Genomic DNA, 18,954 nt, shown 5'->3' with positions numbered 1-18,954 from the left:
GAGGCCGTGGCAATCGGTCGGAGCGTGCTGGGTCGCCGGTCGGTCGCAATGCCGGGGCAGAAGGCCCGACCTGATCCGGCGCCCTTGATCCCGGCATCCGTGCAGGCACTCGGTGTGCCACGGGGTTTGCTACGCTTCGGCCCTTGTCGGACAGGAGAGATCAGATGACGGTTGCAGCGCTCACGGAACAGTTTCCGCATCCCGAAGTGCGGTTTCGCCAGCAGGATGCGCTGGTGATGGTCGATATCGAGAACGCGCACGGCAGCGCGACGATCACGACCTTTGGCGCGACACTGCTGAGCTATCGCCCGAAGGGTGGTGCCGATGTGCTGTGGGTGAGCGATACCGCGTTGTACGACGGCAAGAAACCGGTGCGCGGCGGGGTCCCCGTCTGCTGGCCATGGTTCGGCCCGTACGATCCGGCCGCGCTGGGCCCCGACCCGAGCGACGAACACAAGAAGGGGCACGGGATCGCGCGCTATGCGTTCTGGGATGTCGAGTCCGTGGAATCGGTCGGCGATGCCACGCACGTCGTGTTCGTGCTGACCCCGGACGACGACATCCGCAAGGCCTGGCCGCTGGAGTTCTCGCTGCGCCTGCACGTCACCCTGGGCGAGGCCCTGGAGATGACGCTGGAGGGCGAGAACCGCAGCAATCGCGAGTGGCGTGTGTCGGAGGCCTTCCACACCTACTTCGGCGTGGGCGAGGCCGAGGGCCTGGTAGTGCGCGGGCTGGACGCGACCACGCGGATTGACAAGCTGGCGGACGGCGAACGCGGGACGCAGTCCGGCGACGTCGCCATGACGACGCCGATGGAGCAGGTGTTCGTCGGCCACCCGGGCACGCTCGTGATCGAGGATCGGGGCAACGCGCGCGAGATCGTCATCGAACGCGAGAACAGCGCCAGCAGCGTGCTCTGGAACCCCGGCCCGGAAGGTGTCCAGTCGTTCGCGGACATGCCCGACGACCAGTACCGCAAGACGGTCTGCGTCGAAGTCGCCAACGCCCTCGACGACGCCTACCCGCTTGCTGCGGGCGCAACCCACGCCATGAGCATGCGGCTCTCCGTGCGCTGAGCGAGCCGTCGGGCAACGCCCCGGCGTGGCCGCCAGCCTCGCCGGCCCGGAGCGCAGAGCCGGGATCTTCGGGCTGGAGAGGCGGCGGAGATCCCGGCTCACCGCGTTGCGGTGTCCGGGATGACGCAGGGGGGGCGCGGAATGGGGACGGTCCCAACCCTTTGCCCTGTCTCGACCTGTCACGCCTGATCCTGGTATCCGCGCTGACTACGCCAGCTCCGGAAGCGGTGCGCCTTGGCTACAGCGTGTGCCCGGTGAGTCGTCGGTAGATGGCGAAGCCGGCCTCGCGGTCACGGCAGCGCAGGATGGCGGCGCGGCCCGGGGTGGAGGGATCGGGCTGCAGGTTCACGCCGGCCGCCTCGGCGGCCCGGAAGTCGTCATCGCGCAGGTCGGCCTCGCCGAACACCGAGATCACGAAGCCACCGGGGATGGGCGGGGGCGGGGTGAACGCCTCGCCGTCGGCCAGCGCGACCCAGGCTGGAATGAACTCCGGGCCGTAGAAGTCGAAGAAGCCGTTGGAGCCGCGCAGGTGGGCCTCGATCGGCCGGCCGCCGATCAGTTCGATGTTGCAGAGGCCGCTGTAGCCGGCCAGGTTGCGGCGTACCCAGTCGGCGATCCAGGGCTCGATCTCGGGCGCGGCGGCGCCGATCTCCCAGTAGATCGGGCGGGCGGCGTCCTTCGCCTCCGAACCGCGGGTGTGGGCAAACCAGCGGGCCGCGCCGTTCTCCACCAGGCAGTCGGTGCTGGTGTGGGTACCTTGCAGGCGCTGGCACCAGAAGCTGCCGGGCTCTGCCGGCACGTCGCCGGCCGGCATGGTGCGTGCGTTCAGCCCCATGCCGGCCAGGTTGGTGATCGGCTTGACGAACACCTCGGCGTCCGCCGCGATGCCGAGGTCCGTGGGTGCCACGCCGCAGGGCGCGGCAGTCAGTCCGGCATCCAGGGCCAGATGCAGTTTGTCATAGACATGCCGGTGGTCCGGATTGAGCCGCCAGGCGGCGGCGTCGGACACGGCCACCTCCCGGCACGGCTCGGGCCGGAAGAGATGCTCGCGTTCGGGGAGGACACCGACAAACGGCACTACCCGGCCTCCGCTTGGCGTTTTGCGTGGCCCGCCGCCAGGCGCTCCACTTCGCACAGTAGCGACTTGAACGCGGGAAACCCGCTGATCGGGTCCAGCGAGCGGTCGTCGGTGAGCTCGTTCACGTTGGCGTGGTTCCAGCCGTGCTGGCAGTGCGCCACGCCGGGCTTGATGCGGTCCGTGACCTTGGCCACGAACGCCACGCGCCCACGTGGCGAGCGCACTTCTACCGTGTCGCCGTTGACGATCCCGCGCGCGGCGGCATCCATCGGGTGCAGCTCCACCAGCGGCTCCGGCATCGCCCGGCGCATGCGCTCCAGCTGCTGGTGCTGGGAGTGGGTGGCGTGCTTGTGGCGGGCGCCGCTGGTCAGCACCAGCGGATAGTCGCGGGCGAGCTCCGGCGTGGAAACCGGGCTCTCCGCCGGTTCACGGTAGACCGGCAGGCCGTCGTGCCCGGCCGCGCGCAGTTCCGCGGCGTCGAACTCCACCTTGCCGCTGACCGTGCGAAACCCGTCGATCCGGTACTGGCGGTCGCCTTCCTCGAAGCCGTGCGCAAGCATGTCGTCCAGTGCCCTGGCGAACACGGTGACGCCGTCCGGGTCGTTATAGACCTGTTCGCGGATGGTCTCCGGTATGCCCTCGGCGGCCTCGGCCCAGCTGGCCTCCAGGTCGCCGTTCCAGAACTGCTCTCCCATGCCCAGGCGCACGCCCAGCTCCAGGAACACCTCGCCATCCGGGCGCGCCTCGCCGCGCGGGGCAACGGCGGCGTGGCGGTAGCGCAGCTCGCCGCGGAAGTTGCAGCCGGGGTAGGCGATCAGCGCCGCGCGCTCCAGGCTGGTGGCGGCCGGCAGCACGATGTCCGCCATGCGCGTGGCCGGGTTGTGGAAGAAGTCGGAGGCGGCGAAGAAATCCAGGGCGCCCAGCGCCTGTTCCATGCGCTTCGAGTTCGGCCACATCGCGGTGTTGATGCCCATCGCCAGCAGGGCGCGGACCGGCTGTGGCTGCCCCTCGAGGATGGCATCCGGCAGCAGCATGCTCTGTGCCGCCGGCCAGTGGGCCGTCCACACCGGGAAGGTCTCGTCGCCGATGCGCGGCGGCAGATTTTCCTTGCAGTGGTCGAACAGGTCGATCGGCTTCGGCGTGACCTTGTCGTTGAAGAAGCGGTTGCCGCCCTCGCGGTCGATATTACCGGTCACCGCGGCCAGCAGGATCACCGCGCGGTGGTTCTGGAAGCCATTGCTGTGCTGCACGGTGGCGGTGGGCGAGAGCATGATCTGCGCCGGCGCGTTGGCGGCATAGAGCTCGGCGGCGCGGCGCAGATCGGCCGCGTCGATGCCGCAGATCTGTGCGACACGCTCCGGCGGGAATTCGGCCACGTAGTCGCGGAAGGCCTGCACGCCGCTACCCCATTCGTCGAGGAAGGCCTGATCCTGCCAGCCGTTTTCGAAGATCAGGTAATGCATGCCCAGCGCCAGCGCGCCATCGGTACCCGGGCGGATCTGCAGGTGCACCTCGGCCTGCTCCGCCAGCGGGGTCACCCGCGGGTCGACCACCACGGTCGCGCAGCCCGGGCGGGCCTCAGCCAGGGGGTGCTGGTGGAACGGCGGGATGGAACCGCGCGGGTTGGTGGACCACACCAGCAGGCAGCGGGTGGCATCCGAGGCGACGGTGGAGGAGGTCTTGATCTTGGTGCCGAAGGTCACCTCCTCCGCCACCTTGGTGGAGGAGAAGCAGCAGCCACTCTCGGTCAGGTAGTTGGGCGAGCCGAAGGCATGTGCCAGGCGCTGGAGCTGCGGCCGGGCCTCCTTGGTATAGCCGGCGAAGAAGGCCGCCGCCGGGGCCCCGTGTTCCTCGCGGGTGGCGCGCAGGCGCTCAGCGATGGTGTCCAGTGCCTCGTCCCAGGAGATGCGCTCGAACTGGCCGCTGCCGCGCGGGCCCGTTCGCCGCAGCGGGTACAGCAGGCGCTCCGGATGGTTGCGCCGGTCGAGCTGGACGTAGCAGCGCGGGCAATCGGGGCCGTCAATGGCGACCGGCTCGCCGACGGCGTCCAGGGTGACGTCGATGGCGCAGTTGGCATCGCACTCGTAACAGGTACTTTTCACGGTCGCCATCGGACGGTCTACCTTGTTCAGCGGTCGTTCCTGATTGCTGCGCGGGCATTATGCCGGGAGCCTTCGGTCCGCCACGAACAACGCCTGGAACCGCGGGGGCACCTCTTTTTCACTCGTGGCCTGGGTGCCGATTAGCTTGGTTGGGGGTAAGGCAACACCTGGCACGGTCACTCGCGACAAAACACATCCCGTCATCCGGGCCAGAGCGCAGCGCAGAGCCGGGATCTCCGGGTTGAAGAGCCCCGGCGAGGAGGTCCTGGCTCACCGCTTTCGCTTTGCGGTGTCCGGGGATGACCGGGTGTGGGGGCGGAACGGTATCGGTCCCCAACCGTTTGCCTCTCTCGATGCGCGTTTACGGACTTGCGTGCTGGCGGGTCTGCCTTGCGCGTCTCAGGTCGGTTGTCTGCGGGCCGCGCGGAGGGCACGGCAGATCCAGCCTTCCGGGGTATCTTCGCCGGTCAGCAGGTAGCGCAGGGCGTGGGGGTCGCGCAGGGTGTGCGAGATGGTGAGGGCGCTCGCGAAGCGGCCGCAGAACAGCAGGTGGTCGCCGGGTTGCAGGGGCGTGTTGTCGTCGGGCGCGAGGATATCCTCGCCTCCGGCTTCGCGCCGTAGTAGCAGCACAATGCAGGCGTGTCGCTGGCGCACGGGATGGTCGGCGCGCAGCAACTGGCCCAGGGTCACCGGCTCCTGCTCCAGATGGGCAAGGAGGGCCGGGGCTGTCCCCTCATCCAGTTGCTCGGTCCAGATGGCCGGCACACGGTCGCCGACCACGGCCGTGATGGAGCTGACTCGCTCGTTCGCCCAGTCGGTTGTCTGGTTGCGACTCAGTTCCAGGAAGCGCGGCAGGAGCGGCGAGGTCAGATGGGCCAGGATCGCCTCGGCGATCACCCGGTCGTGGCGCATCACCAGCGGCAGGTCGGCCGCCGCGAACAGGAGCGAATCGCACTCGCGGTTCTGGCGTCCGACCATGAACAGCTCCGGGTTCAGCTCGCGCGCGGTCATCACGATGGACAGGTTGTAGTCGTCGCGGCCGGTTCCGGCCACGATCCCGGAGGCGCTCTCGATGCCGGCCTCGTGCAGGGTGTCCGCCTCGGTGCCGCGGCCCTTGATGCAGTCGGGCGGACAGTCCGCGCCCTCGGGGTCCGTTTCCACCAGGGTTACCTCCACGCCCTCCTGGATCAGCCCGGCATGCACGGCCTTGCCGAAGCGCCCGAAGCCGCACAGGATCCAGCGCCCGCAGGGCGGGTCGATCGGCATCGGCAGCGGGCTCCCGGGGATGCTCCCAAGCCACTCGTGCAACAGGTGATGCGCGGGGGAATGCAGCGCGAGGGCGAGGCGCTGGCCGAAGATGTCGAATGGGTTGATGACCTGGTCAGTCCCGAACGAGGCCATGTTCTTCTCTGTGTCGTGGCTCTCGGCACGGCAGATCACGGGGCGCTCCGGGTTGAGGAGTTTGGCGGCAATGGCGATCCGCAGGTTCACCGCATCGTCGCTGGTCAGCGCCACCACACCCTGGCAGTGAGGGTTGAGGAGCCCGGCATCGAGCAGGCGATTGGCGATGCTGGCATCCGCGCACAGACCGGGGATCTGCAGCGGGTAATCCTCCAGAACCAGCTCGTTGATGCGATCCGGGTTCTGGTCGATCACCACGGCAAAGCCATTGCGCCCGAGCAGGGAACGCACCACCAGGGCCCCGGTGTCGCCATAACCGCACACGATATGGAACGGTCGCTGCAGCTTGCGGATCGTGCGGTCGAACGCATGCTGGCTGACGGCCAGGCGGAAGGCCGGGTCCTGGATCAGTGCGAGGATCTTGCCGATCGCATACAGCCAGGCCACCACCGACAGGTAAACGGCAACCACCGTCCACATCCTCTGCGCCTCGGTGAAGGCGTGGGGGATCTCGCCGAAGCCGATGGTGGTGGCCATGTAGGTCACGAAGTAGAACGCATGGAAGAAATCCATGCGCCAGGGCTCCCCCTGATCGTCCACGCCGGGTATCAGCACCAGGCCGAGAACGGAGATCGCGTAGGCCGCCGTCAGCGCAAGCAGGGGTGCCCGCATGCGCCGCAGGAACAGGAACAGCACCTTGTTGATCGTGGGCCCCACGGTTTGTGGTGTCTGTAGCGCTCGTGGCCGCCGTCAGCGGCGCAGCGCCACCGTATCCGCGATCAGCAGCAGCACGGAGATCAGGTTGGCCACCATGGCTCCGCCCGCCAGGGAGACGATGCTGGCCATGAACATCGCATCCATGCCCCCGGCATGCACGTGGCTGGCATAGGCCCAAACCGCCGCGGCCGCAATCAACTGCAGCACCGCGACCAGCGAACTGGCCAGCAGCAACGCCCCGGTCTGCGTCCGGTCCCCCAGCTTCAGGGCTGTCGCGATGACGTTTACCACGATGGCTGCGAACAGCTCGTACACATTGTGGTGCGCCGGATCATCGATCTCGCCGAGAAAGAACCCGAAGTTCAGCGTGAACGCCAGGATGATGAAAAAGCCGAAGATCACCTTCTCCAGGTTCATGCGCATGCTCCTTGTCGTTCGAGGTAACGGCTCCTGCCCGGCGCCGCGACACGGGCCCCGTCTTCATCCGCCCGCAGCATGGAGCATGGCCCAACAAGCCCCGGATGGCGAGGGCAGGGCGCGGATCTCCCCACGTGCCGAAACGCCAGGGCAACGTCATTGCGAGGCCTCGCAGAGGCCGTGGCAATCGGTTGAAGCGCCACGGATGCGGACCGCTCGTGATCGGGCAGGGTCAAAAGGCAAGATCTTCCGCCCAAGTGTCCTATCTTTCCTATACTCAAAAAGCGCCCGGAGGCCGTGAGGTCACGTCCGTCGATCGCGTCGCGCCATGAGGGGGTCGGATGGCGTGGCCGGCGCGTAGCGTGGGAATCTGCACCGCGGGCGGTATGGTCGCGGCATTCGCTCAGGGTCTCACGCGGTGTTTACTGGCTATAAGAGGATCGACCCATGTCACGTTCGTTTTCTTTTGTTGTTGTATCGGCTGCGTGGATGTTGAGCGCGTTGGTTCTTTCCGGCTGTGGGGAAGCCCCCCTGGACGAGGCCGTTGACGACGGATACGACCTCGATCATTCCGAGGCGATTGCCAGCGGCGGTGACCTGATCGAAGGACGCTATCGCATCCGGGGCGATAACGGGGAGATCGTGCTGGACGCGGACACCGCCCTCGAATGGCAACGGTGCAGCCTGGGTCAAAGCTGGGAAGGCGATACCTGCACGGGGAATGCAACCCGCTACAATCTCGATAGAGCTCAGACCGCGGTACAAGATTTGAATGATGGGGGTGGCTACGGGGGGCATACCGACTGGCGGGTTCCCAGTCTCGAAGAACTCAGAACCTTGGTGTATTGCTCTAGCGGTCAACCGGCGCATTTCAAGAATGACAATGACGCTTGCTCGGATCCTACTGGTGAACCAACCATCGTAAGTGATGTGTTTCCGAATACGCCCGCTTTGAGTTTCTGGTCGGCGTCGACCACTGAGGGCGACCCGAGCAAGGTATGGTTCGTCGATTTCGGCAATGGCTCTGCCACTGACTTCGACCGAGGCGGCCGGCTTCGCGTTCGCCTTGTGCGGGGAGGACAGTGATTCCGGCCCTGTAGTCGCGGCTGTCTCCCCTCGCAGGCAGTCCCAGTCTTTTGGGGGCAATCGTGGGAAGCACTTTTGATCAACCACAGGCCCCGCGGGGCCGCTAATCCCAGAGGTGGCCCCAGCGTTCCCACCAGTCGCGGGCGAGGGCCCGGTTGGCCGCGTTCTCGCGTTCGTCGAGGACGGTCCCCAGGCGGATGTACTCGCCGCCAGTTTGCGAGGTCACCGCCGGGTCCTGCGAAGCCAGCATCAGGGCGTACAGCGCCAGTTTCAGTTCCCACGGGTCATCGGAATCGAGGTAGGGCACGAGATGCGGGACCGCCGGCGCACCGATCCGGCCGAGCGCCTCGGCCGCGGTGTACCAGGTACGCGGATGCTCCTCGCCCCCGTAGGTCTCGGTGAACGCGCGATCCGACAGGCGTTCGAGGTAGTAGTGGATCTCGTCCCGGAGGCTGGCGAAGCCCTCCGCGGGTCCGTCTGCCGCGGCGGCGGGCTGCTCCTGCGGCGCGGCCCCCGTGGCGACGGGTGGCTCCGCCGATGGCGGCCCGCCGACACAGCCAGCAAGCAACATTCCGCCGGCCAGCCATGCGGTCAGCCACCAGGCAGAAGAGGGGCAAAACGGCAGGGGGTTGTCTTTCAAATGCCTTCCGATCCACGTATTGCCGCGGGTTTATCCGCACTCAATTTTCGGGGTCCCGTCTCCGGTAATGAGTCCCTTGCCGGGAGCCGGCCCCGCCTTGGCCCATCGGTACGGTCACTCTACGGTAACCGGCCACGTATGCGACGTCTTGTCCCGCGGGCCGCGGGTGGTCTTCAGGTGCAAGACCGGTGCAGGCCTGGGGCGCGCTGCGCCAAGGGGATCCCTCGAAGAGTGATCATCGCTTCGGGGGTTCGCAAAAGGCGAGGCCCCCTGTAGCAGGGGGCCTCGCGCAGCCGTTAAAGCAGGATGGCTAGCAGGATGAGGACGGGAATCGGGATGCCCAGAAACCAAAGCAGTATGAATTTCATCTTGATCTACCTCGCTGATTGGCAGCAATCTGTACGGTTCAATAGTGGACGCTGTCGCGCTGCCGACCGCCGATCGTGGCGGCGAAGCTGGCGCTGAACGCCCCGATCAGCAGTCCCAGGAACGTCCACAGAGAAAGTTTCGCCATCGCGCTTCGGGCCTCATCGGCCACCTGTCGCGCCTGCATTTCCAGTTCCTCCATCTGCGCCTGGACTTCGCGGATTCGGTTCTCCGCCTGGGACTGGCTGACGCCGGTGTTCTGCGCGATCAGTTGCGCCAGATACGCCCTGTCGCCATCCGACATATCGTCCCACCCGCGGGCGAGAATACGTACCGCCTCGGTGCGCATGGCGGTTCTGTCGGAGTCGGTTGCGCCGGCGTCGGGAGCCGCCCTGGCACGCTCTGGGCGAAACAAGATATCCGCGAAATAGTCGAGCGGGCCGGTGGCGTCTCCTTCGGTCTGCCCATTAGCGCCTGCCATCATGGCAGCGCCGCCAGTCGTAGCCGCCGCCCCGACAGCCGAAGCACCGGCCTGGGCGGTGCTGCCGATGATCGCCGTGGAGGCGGAAACGAGCAAAGCCGCCGTGACGACCACGCTAAGCGCCCAGACGAGGAAGCCGTGTGCGGTATCCCGGAAGAATACTTCGTCGGTATGCAGATCGGTCCACTGGGTGCGCAGTCGGCCGGCCAGATAGCCGCCCATGGCGCCGGCGATGATGTGCACGAGTATCAGCCAGATGATGCTTGCGAACCCGATGCCCTCGGCCGACACGCCCTCTCCGGCCCACGGCGAGACCGCCGAGAATCCCAGGCCCGTGCCCAGGAGCAGAAAACTGAGCGATAGCGCCGTAGCGACCACGGCGCCTGCGATCACCGCGCCCCAGGAAACGCCGGAGCGCCGTGCCTCGTTACCGATGTCCGTGGTGAATGGGTCATGCATTCCCGATGTGGCGGAACGCCCCGCCAGAGTGGGCTCGACAGATGCCATGGCGACTTTCCTTCGTGACAAGTGGATGAGACTGCATGCTGCGGTGCAGTCGCTCCGGGGTTCTGTGCGTTGCCACACCTTGGCGTCCCGGCTCCTTTCCATCTGCTCGAGTTTCCGCGCCGTTTCAGGTTTTCACGGCGCGGGTCGCGAGGCGCGGGGCCATGCCCGCAAATGCCCGCAGCGGTAAGACCGCTCGATCCCCGGCGCTGCCAGGCAACCCCCTGTAGGCGCCCCGGCCTCCGGGCGATTGCGGTATCCACAGCACGCCATCGGTCAGAGGGCGGACCGCCTGAACAAACCGTGTCATTGCGGGGCCTCGCAGAGGCCGCGGCAAACGGTTGAAGTACCAAGGGGGTGGGCGAATTACGGTGGAGCGGGGACCAGGGAGCAAGACCTGCCCCGAATTGCCGAAACCCCGTCATTGCGGGGCCCCGCAGGGGCCGCGGCAATCGGTTGACGTGCCACGGGTGGGGGCCGCTCGTGGTGGTGGAGCAGGGGCATGGGCAAGACCTGCCCCGGAATTGACTCGGGGCTATTTCTCGCCGATGCCAAGGCCGCTATCGACACCGGTCACGGGCACGATGCGGCCGTTCGGGTCAAGGAAGAGGTCGCTGGTGAATGCGCTTTCCCCGTCCTCGGTCGGCATCTCGGCCAGTTGGGTGTCGAGGGTATCGGCGGGGTGCCCGTAGAGCCGCTGGACTCCGCGCAGATCGCCGGGCTGCAGGTCGGCGAAGTCCTCGGTGTACCTGAATCCCATCACCTGCCCGGATGGCCCGGGATGGTCCAGGCCGATGGCGTGACCGATCTCGTGAGTCAGCGTATAGCGGATGTCGTACACATCCTTGTTGCCGTCGAATCCGACCTTCCACTCGTGAGCAGGATTCAGACACACCAGCGACTGTTCGATGGTGCGCACATCCACTTCCGCATCGGGCGAGTAGGAAACGTTGGAGAAATCGTCCGAATCGGGTGCGTAGGCTACGTTGGCGAATGCCCGTCCACGCGGCTGCCCCTGGGCACCGAGGATGATATCCGCCTCCCGGGTATCGCTTACCTTGTGGAATGACAGACCGGCCGCGCGCTCCCAAACCCGAAACGCCGCCGCGGCCTCGCGATCCAGCGTCTCCATGGAGAGGACTTCGCCCAGAAGCTCGTCAATCGGTGCGAGATCGCGGCAGTTGTGCGCATCATCGAACCGTAGCGCCTCCCCGGCAAAGGCATAGCTGATGCTGGCCCCCACCCCTAACTGCTGGTCTCCCCACTTCACCTTGTAGCCATCCAGCTTGAGCAGCCGATACCCACCGTCGTCGGCAAGGGCCGGCAGCGGGAGTGCCAAGGGCAGAAAGCCGGCCATTACCAAGGCCAGCGCGGGAAGGTGTGCATGCGTGACTGATCGCACCGCAGTCTCTCCTGGTCGGGCCCCGTCAAGAGCGCCTTCAGGGCGCGCGAGGCTCCCGCGCAGCGTAACATAACGGACGACTAACGCTTATGTGTGACATCGAACCGACGAAGCAGTCGGTCACACCCAGAGTCCGAACGGGGCGTCCTGCGGTCAGCGCACCGTACTCGGCTCAATCTGCGGCGTGGACCCGCGCAGGCGAGGGTGGGGCGCGTATCCAAAGCCGAACCAATAACCCCGCAGTGCCGTGTGATTGCGGGCCTCGAAGACGCCGTGGCAATCGGTTGCAGCCCCACGAATTCGGGGCGCTGGAGGGGAGCAGGCGCATAACCGAAGCCCTACGGGGTCAAACCTTGCCCTTTGCCCGCGCCTACGGCCCGTGCCGGAAAGCCAGACTGGATTGGAGAGACACGTTTGATGAATCGATCGTGGCCCGTGCTGGGCCTTTGCATCTCCCTGGTTTTCGCCGGCGCAGCCTGGGCGGACACCACGGAGCTGGACGGCGACTGGGCCTGTCCTGCCGTAATGCAACTGGCCGCCATTGGCTCGAGCCAACTGAATCTGCAGCTCGATACGCGCTCCCGTCTGCATCCGGACGGGCGGTACAAGAGCGAGGGCGATGCCGTGGCCCAGTTCGGCCTGTGGCCGCTCACGCTGATCGCGACCAGCGAGGGGCAGTGGCAGCGCGAGGAGCAGCAGCTCACGCTCACCGTGGAAGCCCTGGACCTGTCGCCCGGCTCCCCATCAGGTGTCGAACTCCAGCGCCAGCTGATCCGGCAGATCACTACGCGGCTACCGGAACTCCCGCATACGGAGGTCACGCGGATCGTCGCCGAATCGCCCACGCGCCTCGTGGTCGAGCACGCGTCCGGCGAACAGTACACCTGCCAACGCCTGTGAGCCCTCGCGCGGGCGCAGACCGAGATCTGCCCCGTCTACGCCTTTCCTGATTAAGCACGAGAGTCAGCCAGTCACGGGGATCCTCCGCGGACGACGATGGCCCGTCGCAGGTCGCTTTAGTCCGGGCCTTTTGGGAATCTCACTCTCCCCGGGGCCCTTGCCCCTGCACTGTCATCCCGGCCGGAGCGAAGCGGAGAGCCGGGATCTCCCCCGTCGGGACAACCCCAGCAGCCACCGAGATCCCGGATAACCGCTACGCGGTTTCCGGGATGACGAAAAAGAAGGCGCGTGGAGCCGCTAGGCGCGTACCGTTGCGCTCCAGGGCCACCTTCGGCCACCGGGTGCTGGACACACCCGAGCCCGCACGGTCCTTGGACCAGGCTGACCCTCGTGGAGAATCAGTGTTTCCTTAAGACGGGGCAACGGGCAAGGTCGGAAAATCCGAAGCTGGACCCCCGGGCCGTCCGGTCGTCAGGCGGAGCTCTTCGAGGTGTCGTTTGCCTTCTGGTAGGCGCGCAGTCCCCCGGCGATGGACTGGACATTGGTATAGCCCAGATCCACCAGCTGGGCCGCCGCCAATGCCCCGCGGTTGCCACCATTGCAGAAACAGACCATGGGCGCGTCCTTGTCTGGTGCGACTCCCTCGATCTGACGCGTGATGGAATCCAGCGCTACATTGCGGGCGCTCGGCAGGCTGCCTTTCTGGTACTCCCCGGGTTCGCGCACATCGATGGCCACCGCACCGGATGCCAGGCTGGCGTCTACCTGTTGCGGGTCGATCTCGTTGATGCGAGCGCGCGCGGCTTGCGCCCGACGGAGAAACTCTTCGTCGTGATGATCCATAATGATTTTCCTTTCGGCGATGGTTTTTCGCGCGGTCAGTGCTGAGAACAGCCCATCCTCGCCGCGTCGCGAATTAGGTACGGGGCACAAGACAAAGTTCGACCGCGTTCTTGCCCGTGGACAGGAGGTGATCACGATGGGTTTGAGCCAGTGGTGGCCGTTCGGCCGCGTGCCGGAAATGAGCCCCGAGGAACTGGCGCAGGCGATGGAGAATGCCCAGGTGCAAGTGCTGGATGTGCGCACCGGTGTCGAGCATCGTCGGAGTCGTATCCCGGGCGCGCGTCACCTCCCGATCACGCAGTTTTCCAGGGGACGCCTGGCGGACCTGGAACTCGATCCCGATCGTCCCGTGGTGGCCATCTGCCTCAGTGCACACCGCAGCATCCCTGCCGTGCGCAAGCTGCGGGCCCGCGGCTACGAGGCCCGCCAGCTTCGCGGCGGCATGCTCGCCTGGTGGCGGGCAGGACTGCCATGCGAGCGGGGAGGTGAAGGCGTCGGTGGATAAGACCTGCGACCGTTACGCGGGCCCGGCAAGCCCAGAAACGGGGCGGCCATCCCCCTCGGCCGCATGCTCTCGGAGTGCAAGGGCGCCGTTTCCGGCCCAGGGCCCAGCGTGCGAGCCCTTGGAGCGGCCGTTGCGCTCAGGCGCGCCGAGTAAACGCAGTTCGCGGCTTGCGTCCGTCCCCGGCCGGCCGGCCGGTATCTCAGTCGTCGTCCTTGTCCTGCTTGCTGCCCGGAGTGATGGCACGTCCCACCGCTCCGGCGGTCTTGCCGGTCGCCTTTGCGGCGCCGGTGGTGACGCTGACGGCGGCGCTTCCCGTGGCACCGGCGACCTTCACGGCCGTGCAGCCCGTGGTCAGCGGCAGGATGATGGCGAGCAGCAGGAGCGGGCGGGTGTAGGCAATCATCGGCTAGAGACTTCGTTGATGTCTGGGGTCAAGGGTACGCCCGTCATGTCTGTGAGGCCATGGCATGTCCAAAAGGGAGCACCGAAATGGAGGATGTTCGGCGCCATCGTGGCCCCGGGCTGGCGGTCACGAACCAGCCCTCCACAGAACCCGCAGGAGCGCCGCTGGTCTGAAGGCCGAGCCCCTGTGGAGACTTGCGATGTCCCGTTTTGCGCCCTTGTTCGCTTCCCTGTTGCTGGTGCTGCCGATGGCCTGCGCAACCGCCACGGAGCCCGATACCGAGGCCTTGTTCCAGCACGAACTGGGCCGGTTGCACGCGTCCGAGATGGTCAGCCTACAGGAGCGCTTTCAGGGCCATCCGCTGCTGATCATCAATACCGCCAGCCATTGTGGTTACACCGACCAGTTCGGTGGGCTGGAACAGTTGCACCAGGACTACCGGGACCAGGGGCTGAAGGTGGTGGGCTTCCCCTCCCACGACTTCAATCAGGAGGCCGACGACGAGGCCGAGACCGCCCGGGTGTGCTTCGAGAACTTCGGCGTCACCTTCGACATGTTCAGGCCGATCGGTGTGCGCGGCGCGGACGCCCACCCGATCTTTCGCGAACTGGCGCGCCAGGCCGCCGCCCCGCGCTGGAACTTCTACAAGTACGTGGTGGACCGAGAGGGGCGGGTGGTCGCGCACTTCCCCAGCCAGGCTGGCCCCGGGTCCCCCGAGCTGCGCCGAGCGATCGAGAGCATCTTGTAGCCCATCGGGCTGTAGAGCCTCTCGCGGAAATATAGCGGGAAGCTATCGCGGTCATGTTTAATATCAACTGGAACTAATGGTTCGTGGGGCCTAGCTTCAAGGGCAGGTGGACAGTGAAGCCCACCCTGGCCGAAGGTGGCCCTGGGTCGGAACGGCTTGCGGTCCCTGAGGAAAGCCATCGATGACACATGGATGACGGCTTCCGAAACACGAACCAGCTGAACGCAGCAAAAAATGGAGAACGATATGGGTGAGCATCAGAACATGGGCAAATGCCCGGTCATGCACGGCGGCGAGACCTCCGCCGGCCACTCGGTTATGGACTGGTGGCCGGAGGCGCTGAATCTGGACATCCTCCATCAGCATGACCGCAAGACCAACCCGATGGGCGAGGACTTCGACTACCGGGAAGAGGTCAAGAAGCTCGACTTCGACGCCCTGAAGAAGGATATGCACGCGCTGATGACCGAGAGCCAGGCGTGGTGGCCGGCCGACTGGGGCCATTACGGCGGGCTGATGATCCGCATGTCCTGGCACGCGGCCGGCACCTACCGTATTGCCGATGGCCGCGGTGGCGGCGGCACCGGCAACCAGCGTTTCGCGCCGATCAACAGCTGGCCGGACAACGTCAGCCTGGACAAGGCGCGCCGCCTGCTGTGGCCGATCAAGAAGAAATACGGCAACAAGGTCAGCTGGGCGGATCTGATGATCCTGGCCGGTACCGTGGCCTACGAGAACATGGGTCTGAAGACCTTCGGCTTCTCCTTCGGGCGCGAGGATATCTGGCATCCCGAGAAGGACACCTACTGGGGTGCAGAGAAGGAATGGCTGGCACCCTCCGACGAGCGCTACGGCGACGTCGACAAGCCCGACACCATGGAGAACCCCCTGGCGGCCGTCCAGATGGGCCTGATCTATGTGAACCCGGAAGGGGTCAACGGCAAGCCCGACCCCCTCAAGACCGGCGAGCAGGTCCGCGAGACCTTCGCCCGCATGGCCATGAACGATGAAGAGACCGCGGCGCTGACCGCCGGCGGCCACACCGTGGGCAAGTGCCACGGCAATGGCGATGCCGGTGCGCTGGGTCCGGATCCCGAAGGGGCCGATGTCGAGGAACAGGGCTTCGGCTGGAAGAATCCCAACATGCAGGGCAAAGCCGCCAACGCCGTCTCCTCGGGCATCGAGGGTGCCTGGACCACCCATCCGACGAAGTTCGACATGGGGTACTTCGACCTGCTGTTCGGCCATGAGTGGGAGCTGAAGAAGAGCCCCGCCGGCGCCTGGCAGTGGGAGCCGATCGAGATGAAGGAGGAGGACAAGCCGGTGGATGCCAGCGATCCCTCCATCCGCCACAACCCGATCATGACCGACGCCGACATGGCGATGAAGATGGATCCGAAGTACCGGGCCATCTGCGAGAAGTTCATGGCGGATCCCGCGTACTTCCAGGACTGCTTCGCCCGCGCCTGGTTCAAGCTGACCCACCGTGACCTGGGCCCCAAGACCCGCTACATCGGTCCGGAAGCGCCGCAGGAAGACCTGATCTGGCAGGACCCGGTGCCGGCCGGCAACACCGACTACTGCGTCGAGGCGACCAAGAAGAAGATCGCCGAGAGTGGCCTCAGCATTGCCGAGATGGTCAGCACGGCCTGGGACAGCGCCCGCACCTTCCGCGGCTCCGACATGCGCGGCGGCGCCAACGGTGCCCATATCCGCCTGGCCCCGCAGAAGGATTGGGAGGGCAACGAGCCGCAGCGCCTGGACCGGGTGCTCAAGGTCTACGAGCAGCTCTCCGCCGAGACCGGCGCCAGCGTGGCCGACCTGATCGTGCTGGGTGGCAGCGTGGGCATCGAGCAGGCCGCCCGGGCGGCCGGATACGATGTCCTGGTGCCGTTCAATCCGGGGCGTGGCGATGCCAGCGCCGAGATGGTCGACGCCGACTCCTTCGCGCCGCTGGAGCCGCTGGCGGATGGCTTCCGCAACTGGCTGAAGAAGGACTACGTGGTCAAGCCGGAGGAGATGCTGCTCGATCGTGCCCAGCTGATGGGTCTGACCGCGCCGGAGATGACCGTGCTGATCGGCGGGATGCGCGTACTCGGCACCAACCATGGCGGCAGCGAGCATGGCGTATTCACCGGCCGTGAAGGCCAGTTGACCAACGACTTCTTCGTTAACCTGACCGACATGGCCAACGCCTGGAAGTCTGCGGACAACGGCATCTACGAGGTCCGTGACCGCAAGAGCGACCAGGTGAAGTGGACCGCCAGCCGCATTGACCTGGTGTTCGGCTCCAACTCGATCCTGCGCAGCTACGCCGAGGTGTACGCCCAGGATGACAACGAGGAGAAGTTCGTGAAGGACTTCGTCAGGGCCTGGACCAAGGTGATGAACGCCGACCGCTTCGATCTGGAGCAGTACCAGCAGTAAGCGCGGCCTGAACCGGGCGGTTTGCCCGGCATGCAGACCAGGACGCCCGGGACCATCCCGGGCGTTTTTTTGTGTCTTGGGTTCGGCTCCCGCGACCGCCGGAGGGCAACCGCCCGCGCCTGATCCTCCAGGCCTGGCTGGCCCCTGCGAGCCCGCGCCCACTCGGCCTCCGAGTGGTAAACGTCGTCCGGCCTTCACCCAACGCCTGTTTCGACGCTCAGGTCGGGCCGTCCAGCACCTTCAACGAGCCCTTCCAACCCGGACAAGCTCGTCAAGCCAATCGGTTGCCGCAGTCCGGCCTCGGCAGTTCGGTAGCTAGCCGTAACGCCCGTCGACGCGCGGTTTGACCAGCATCGGGGCATAAACCCAGAGAAACCCGGCGAAGGCCGCGATCCACAGGAGTTGCGAGGCGCTCATCCAGCTGGCGGTCAAGGCCGGCCAGAGCAGGGGGCCGGCCACCCGTACCAGCGCCCCGATGGCCAGCAAGCCGAAGAGCAGCCCGAGGACCCGCGGAGGGTCAAACACGTTGCGTCCGGTATGGCCCAGGGCGACGCGCGTCATCATCCCCAGGGTCATCATGCCGATACCCCCGTAGGTGAAGGCGTGCAGCGCGGCCATCGGGTTAAGGGGCGTGAATTCGGCCACGGCCCGCAGGGCAAAGCCGATCACGATCCAGCCATAGGCCATCATCAGCACCCAGAGCAGTGGCTTGCGCCACAGCGCCGGCGTATGCCAGCCCGCCCAGCGCATGCCATGCGCCACGGCCAGCCCAGCCGCCAGCCCCGCCGCGACCGGTGCCCATGGCAGGAACACCTCCACCAGCCAGAAGGCGAGCAACAGCACCAGGGCGAGGCGGTCCAGCCAGTCCCGGTTCACCGGCGTAAAGGCACCATCCAGCCCGCGCTCGATAAAGAACGGGATGACCCGGCGCCCCATCATCAGGATCAGCGACAGCACCAGGTAGACCCCGGAGTAGAGCCCCAGGCGTTGGCCGCCATCGAGCAGATCGAAGGCGCCCAGGTAGAACAGGCCGTTGCTCGCCCCCAGCAGCGCGATCTTGCCGATCACGGCGAGCTGGGCCCATTGGCGCGTCTGCCATACCGGGCGGGCCAGGGCGGCCAGTAGCCACAGGGTAAAGCCGAGATCGAACAGCGCCATGGCCACCAGCCCGGGGTCCCCGAACAACGCCGCCACCCGGCCGCCGAGCCAGAGCCCGGCCAGCACCAGCAGCGCGGGCCCGTGGGTTGTCTGTACCCCGGTCCAGTTGCGCACGGCCGTGAGCAGGAACCCGGCGACGACCGCCATGGCGTAGCCGAAGATCAGGGTATGGCCGTGCCAGGCGAAGGGCCCGCCAAAGGCGGCCGTGGGCAGCGCCGCCATGTCGAATTGGTAGAGCCAGGTCCACAGACCGACGACCAGCACGGCGTACAGCCCTGCCAGCAAGAAGAACGGGCGAAAGCCCAGATGGCTCAGGGCAAACCGATACGGTCCCGGCTCTTCGATATTCAGCTTCAACAGCGCCCCCTTGGCCCCGCGGGGCTGGTACCCGCCATCTCTACGCGAACTGTCGCCTTCCCGTAAATTCGGTCCATTGAAAACTGGAGGTCTCCGGGCACACTAGAGCCAAAGGAGGCCGAGATGCGCAAGAGTCGGTTTACGGAGAGTCAGATTGTTCAGACGCTGAAGCAGGTCGAAGGCGGCCGGAAGGTGAAGGACGTCTGTCGGGAGATCGGGGTCTCTGAGGCGACCTACTACCAGTGGAAGTCGAAGTACGGTGGCATGGAGGCTGCGGACGTCCGACGGCTGAAGGAGCTGGAGGACGAGAACAACCGGCTCAAACGGATGTATGCCGAGCTGG

At 66.3% G+C, this 18,954-nt stretch carries 17 protein-coding genes; 7 read left to right on the top strand and 10 right to left on the bottom strand.

The annotated features are described in order from the left end of the window. Positions 1-164 precede the first annotated feature (164 nt). On the top strand, positions 165-1,076 hold the full coding sequence (locus F618_RS0109340) for a D-hexose-6-phosphate mutarotase (protein WP_019568413.1): 912 nt from the start codon (positions 165-167) through the stop codon (positions 1,074-1,076). 238 nt (positions 1,077-1,314) lie between these two features. Here the strand turns inward: F618_RS0109340 and F618_RS0109335 are convergent, their stop codons facing one another. The 4 genes from F618_RS0109335 to F618_RS0109320 all read right to left on the bottom strand — a co-directional run bounded on the left by F618_RS0109335 (position 1,315) and on the right by F618_RS0109320 (position 6,791). Next, positions 1,315-2,154 (bottom strand): hypothetical protein, encoded by an 840-nt coding sequence (locus tag F618_RS0109335; RefSeq protein WP_019568412.1) that lies wholly within the window; start codon positions 2,152-2,154, stop codon positions 1,315-1,317. Continuing rightward, positions 2,154-4,265, bottom strand: coding sequence for a molybdopterin-dependent oxidoreductase (locus F618_RS0109330; protein ID WP_019563670.1), 2,112 nt, complete (start codon positions 4,263-4,265; stop codon positions 2,154-2,156). Before F618_RS0109330 ends, F618_RS0109335 begins: the two co-directional genes overlap by 1 nt. Positions 4,266-4,655: 390 nt before the next feature. Further along, complete coding sequence (locus F618_RS0109325; protein ID WP_019568411.1) at positions 4,656-6,374, bottom strand: TrkA family potassium uptake protein; 1,719 nt, start codon at positions 6,372-6,374, stop codon at positions 4,656-4,658. 33 nt (positions 6,375-6,407) lie between these two features. Further along, the gene (locus F618_RS0109320; protein ID WP_018146378.1) at positions 6,408-6,791 is read right to left on the bottom strand and encodes a DUF6394 family protein; all 384 of its coding nucleotides are present in this window, start codon (positions 6,789-6,791) and stop codon (positions 6,408-6,410) included. A 447-nt stretch (positions 6,792-7,238) separates the two neighbouring features. On the opposite strand from F618_RS0109320, the gene F618_RS14820 reads away from it, so the two are divergent. Continuing rightward, complete coding sequence (locus tag F618_RS14820) at positions 7,239-7,877, top strand: DUF1566 domain-containing protein (RefSeq protein ID WP_019568410.1); 639 nt, start codon at positions 7,239-7,241, stop codon at positions 7,875-7,877. 103 nt (positions 7,878-7,980) lie between these two features. Here the strand turns inward: F618_RS14820 and F618_RS0109310 are convergent, their stop codons facing one another. From F618_RS0109310 to F618_RS0109300, 3 genes are all read right to left on the bottom strand, one after another. Continuing rightward, a complete protein-coding gene (locus F618_RS0109310) occupies positions 7,981-8,448 on the bottom strand; it encodes a HEAT repeat domain-containing protein (RefSeq protein ID WP_019568409.1) in 468 nt (155 codons plus the stop codon). 475 nt (positions 8,449-8,923) lie between these two features. After that, entirely contained in the window at positions 8,924-9,871 is a 948-nt protein-coding gene (locus F618_RS0109305) for a hypothetical protein (protein WP_019568408.1), read from the bottom strand. A 532-nt stretch (positions 9,872-10,403) separates the two neighbouring features. Beyond that, positions 10,404-11,225: a matrixin family metalloprotease gene (locus tag F618_RS0109300; RefSeq protein WP_019568407.1), complete on the bottom strand. Its 822-nt coding sequence runs from the start codon at positions 11,223-11,225 to the stop codon at positions 10,404-10,406. A 462-nt stretch (positions 11,226-11,687) separates the two neighbouring features. On the opposite strand from F618_RS0109300, the gene F618_RS0109295 reads away from it, so the two are divergent. After that, the gene (locus F618_RS0109295; protein ID WP_019568406.1) at positions 11,688-12,170 is read left to right on the top strand and encodes a hypothetical protein; all 483 of its coding nucleotides are present in this window, start codon (positions 11,688-11,690) and stop codon (positions 12,168-12,170) included. Between the two features lie 471 nt (positions 12,171-12,641). Here F618_RS0109295 and F618_RS0109290 read toward each other — a convergent pair whose 3' ends face one another. Beyond that, positions 12,642-13,013, bottom strand: coding sequence for a rhodanese-like domain-containing protein (locus F618_RS0109290; protein WP_019568405.1), 372 nt, complete (start codon positions 13,011-13,013; stop codon positions 12,642-12,644). Between the two features lie 136 nt (positions 13,014-13,149). On the opposite strand from F618_RS0109290, the gene F618_RS0109285 reads away from it, so the two are divergent. Next, positions 13,150-13,518 (top strand): rhodanese-like domain-containing protein, encoded by a 369-nt coding sequence (locus tag F618_RS0109285; RefSeq protein ID WP_019568404.1) that lies wholly within the window; start codon positions 13,150-13,152, stop codon positions 13,516-13,518. A 199-nt stretch (positions 13,519-13,717) separates the two neighbouring features. Here the strand turns inward: F618_RS0109285 and F618_RS0109280 are convergent, their stop codons facing one another. Next, entirely contained in the window at positions 13,718-13,921 is a 204-nt protein-coding gene (locus F618_RS0109280; RefSeq protein ID WP_018168030.1) for a hypothetical protein, read from the bottom strand. A gap of 199 nt (positions 13,922-14,120) precedes the next feature. Here F618_RS0109280 and F618_RS0109275 point away from each other — a divergent pair, with 199 nt between their 5' ends. Then, positions 14,121-14,669 (top strand): glutathione peroxidase, encoded by a 549-nt coding sequence (locus F618_RS0109275; RefSeq protein WP_019568403.1) that lies wholly within the window; start codon positions 14,121-14,123, stop codon positions 14,667-14,669. A gap of 234 nt (positions 14,670-14,903) precedes the next feature. Continuing rightward, entirely contained in the window at positions 14,904-17,096 is a 2,193-nt protein-coding gene (katG, locus tag F618_RS0109270; protein ID WP_019568402.1) for a catalase/peroxidase HPI, read from the top strand. Positions 17,097-17,411: 315 nt separating this feature from the next. Here katG and F618_RS0109265 read toward each other — a convergent pair whose 3' ends face one another. Next, entirely contained in the window at positions 17,412-18,611 is a 1,200-nt protein-coding gene (locus F618_RS0109265) for an NnrS family protein (protein ID WP_019568401.1), read from the bottom strand. Between the two features lie 123 nt (positions 18,612-18,734). Here F618_RS0109265 and F618_RS0109260 point away from each other — a divergent pair. After that, positions 18,735-18,954 (top strand): transposase (locus tag F618_RS0109260; RefSeq protein ID WP_019568201.1); only part of this gene is annotated, 220 nt, incomplete at its 3' end.

This window comes from Thioalkalivibrio sp. ALMg13-2, assembly GCF_000381185.1.
Classification (GTDB): domain Bacteria; phylum Pseudomonadota; class Gammaproteobacteria; order Ectothiorhodospirales; family Ectothiorhodospiraceae; genus Thioalkalivibrio; species Thioalkalivibrio versutus.
The sequence above is the reverse complement of the archived record's forward strand: the minus strand, read 5'-3'. Positions and strand labels throughout refer to the sequence as shown.

What these genes read in the sequence shown, in the direction of transcription:
- F618_RS0109275 (WP_019568403.1), top strand. Translation starts at nt 14,121, where the DNA reads ATGTCCCGTTTTGCGCCCTTGTTCGCTTCCCTGTTGCTGGTGCTGCCG.
- F618_RS0109300 (WP_019568407.1), bottom strand. Translation starts at nt 11,225, where the DNA reads ATGGCCGGCTTTCTGCCCTTGGCACTCCCGCTGCCGGCCCTTGCCGAC.
- F618_RS0109305 (WP_019568408.1), bottom strand. Translation starts at nt 9,871, where the DNA reads ATGGCATCTGTCGAGCCCACTCTGGCGGGGCGTTCCGCCACATCGGGA.
- F618_RS0109310 (WP_019568409.1), bottom strand. Translation starts at nt 8,448, where the DNA reads ATGTTGCTTGCTGGCTGTGTCGGCGGGCCGCCATCGGCGGAGCCACCC.
- F618_RS0109290 (WP_019568405.1), bottom strand. Translation starts at nt 13,013, where the DNA reads ATGGATCATCACGACGAAGAGTTTCTCCGTCGGGCGCAAGCCGCGCGC.
- katG (WP_019568402.1), top strand. Translation starts at nt 14,904, where the DNA reads ATGGAGAACGATATGGGTGAGCATCAGAACATGGGCAAATGCCCGGTC.
- F618_RS0109280 (WP_018168030.1), bottom strand. Translation starts at nt 13,921, where the DNA reads ATGATTGCCTACACCCGCCCGCTCCTGCTGCTCGCCATCATCCTGCCG.
- F618_RS14820 (WP_019568410.1), top strand. Translation starts at nt 7,239, where the DNA reads ATGTCACGTTCGTTTTCTTTTGTTGTTGTATCGGCTGCGTGGATGTTG.
- F618_RS0109340 (WP_019568413.1), top strand. Translation starts at nt 165, where the DNA reads ATGACGGTTGCAGCGCTCACGGAACAGTTTCCGCATCCCGAAGTGCGG.
- F618_RS0109330 (WP_019563670.1), bottom strand. Translation starts at nt 4,265, where the DNA reads ATGGCGACCGTGAAAAGTACCTGTTACGAGTGCGATGCCAACTGCGCC.
- F618_RS0109320 (WP_018146378.1), bottom strand. Translation starts at nt 6,791, where the DNA reads ATGAACCTGGAGAAGGTGATCTTCGGCTTTTTCATCATCCTGGCGTTC.
- F618_RS0109295 (WP_019568406.1), top strand. Translation starts at nt 11,688, where the DNA reads ATGAATCGATCGTGGCCCGTGCTGGGCCTTTGCATCTCCCTGGTTTTC.
- F618_RS0109285 (WP_019568404.1), top strand. Translation starts at nt 13,150, where the DNA reads ATGGGTTTGAGCCAGTGGTGGCCGTTCGGCCGCGTGCCGGAAATGAGC.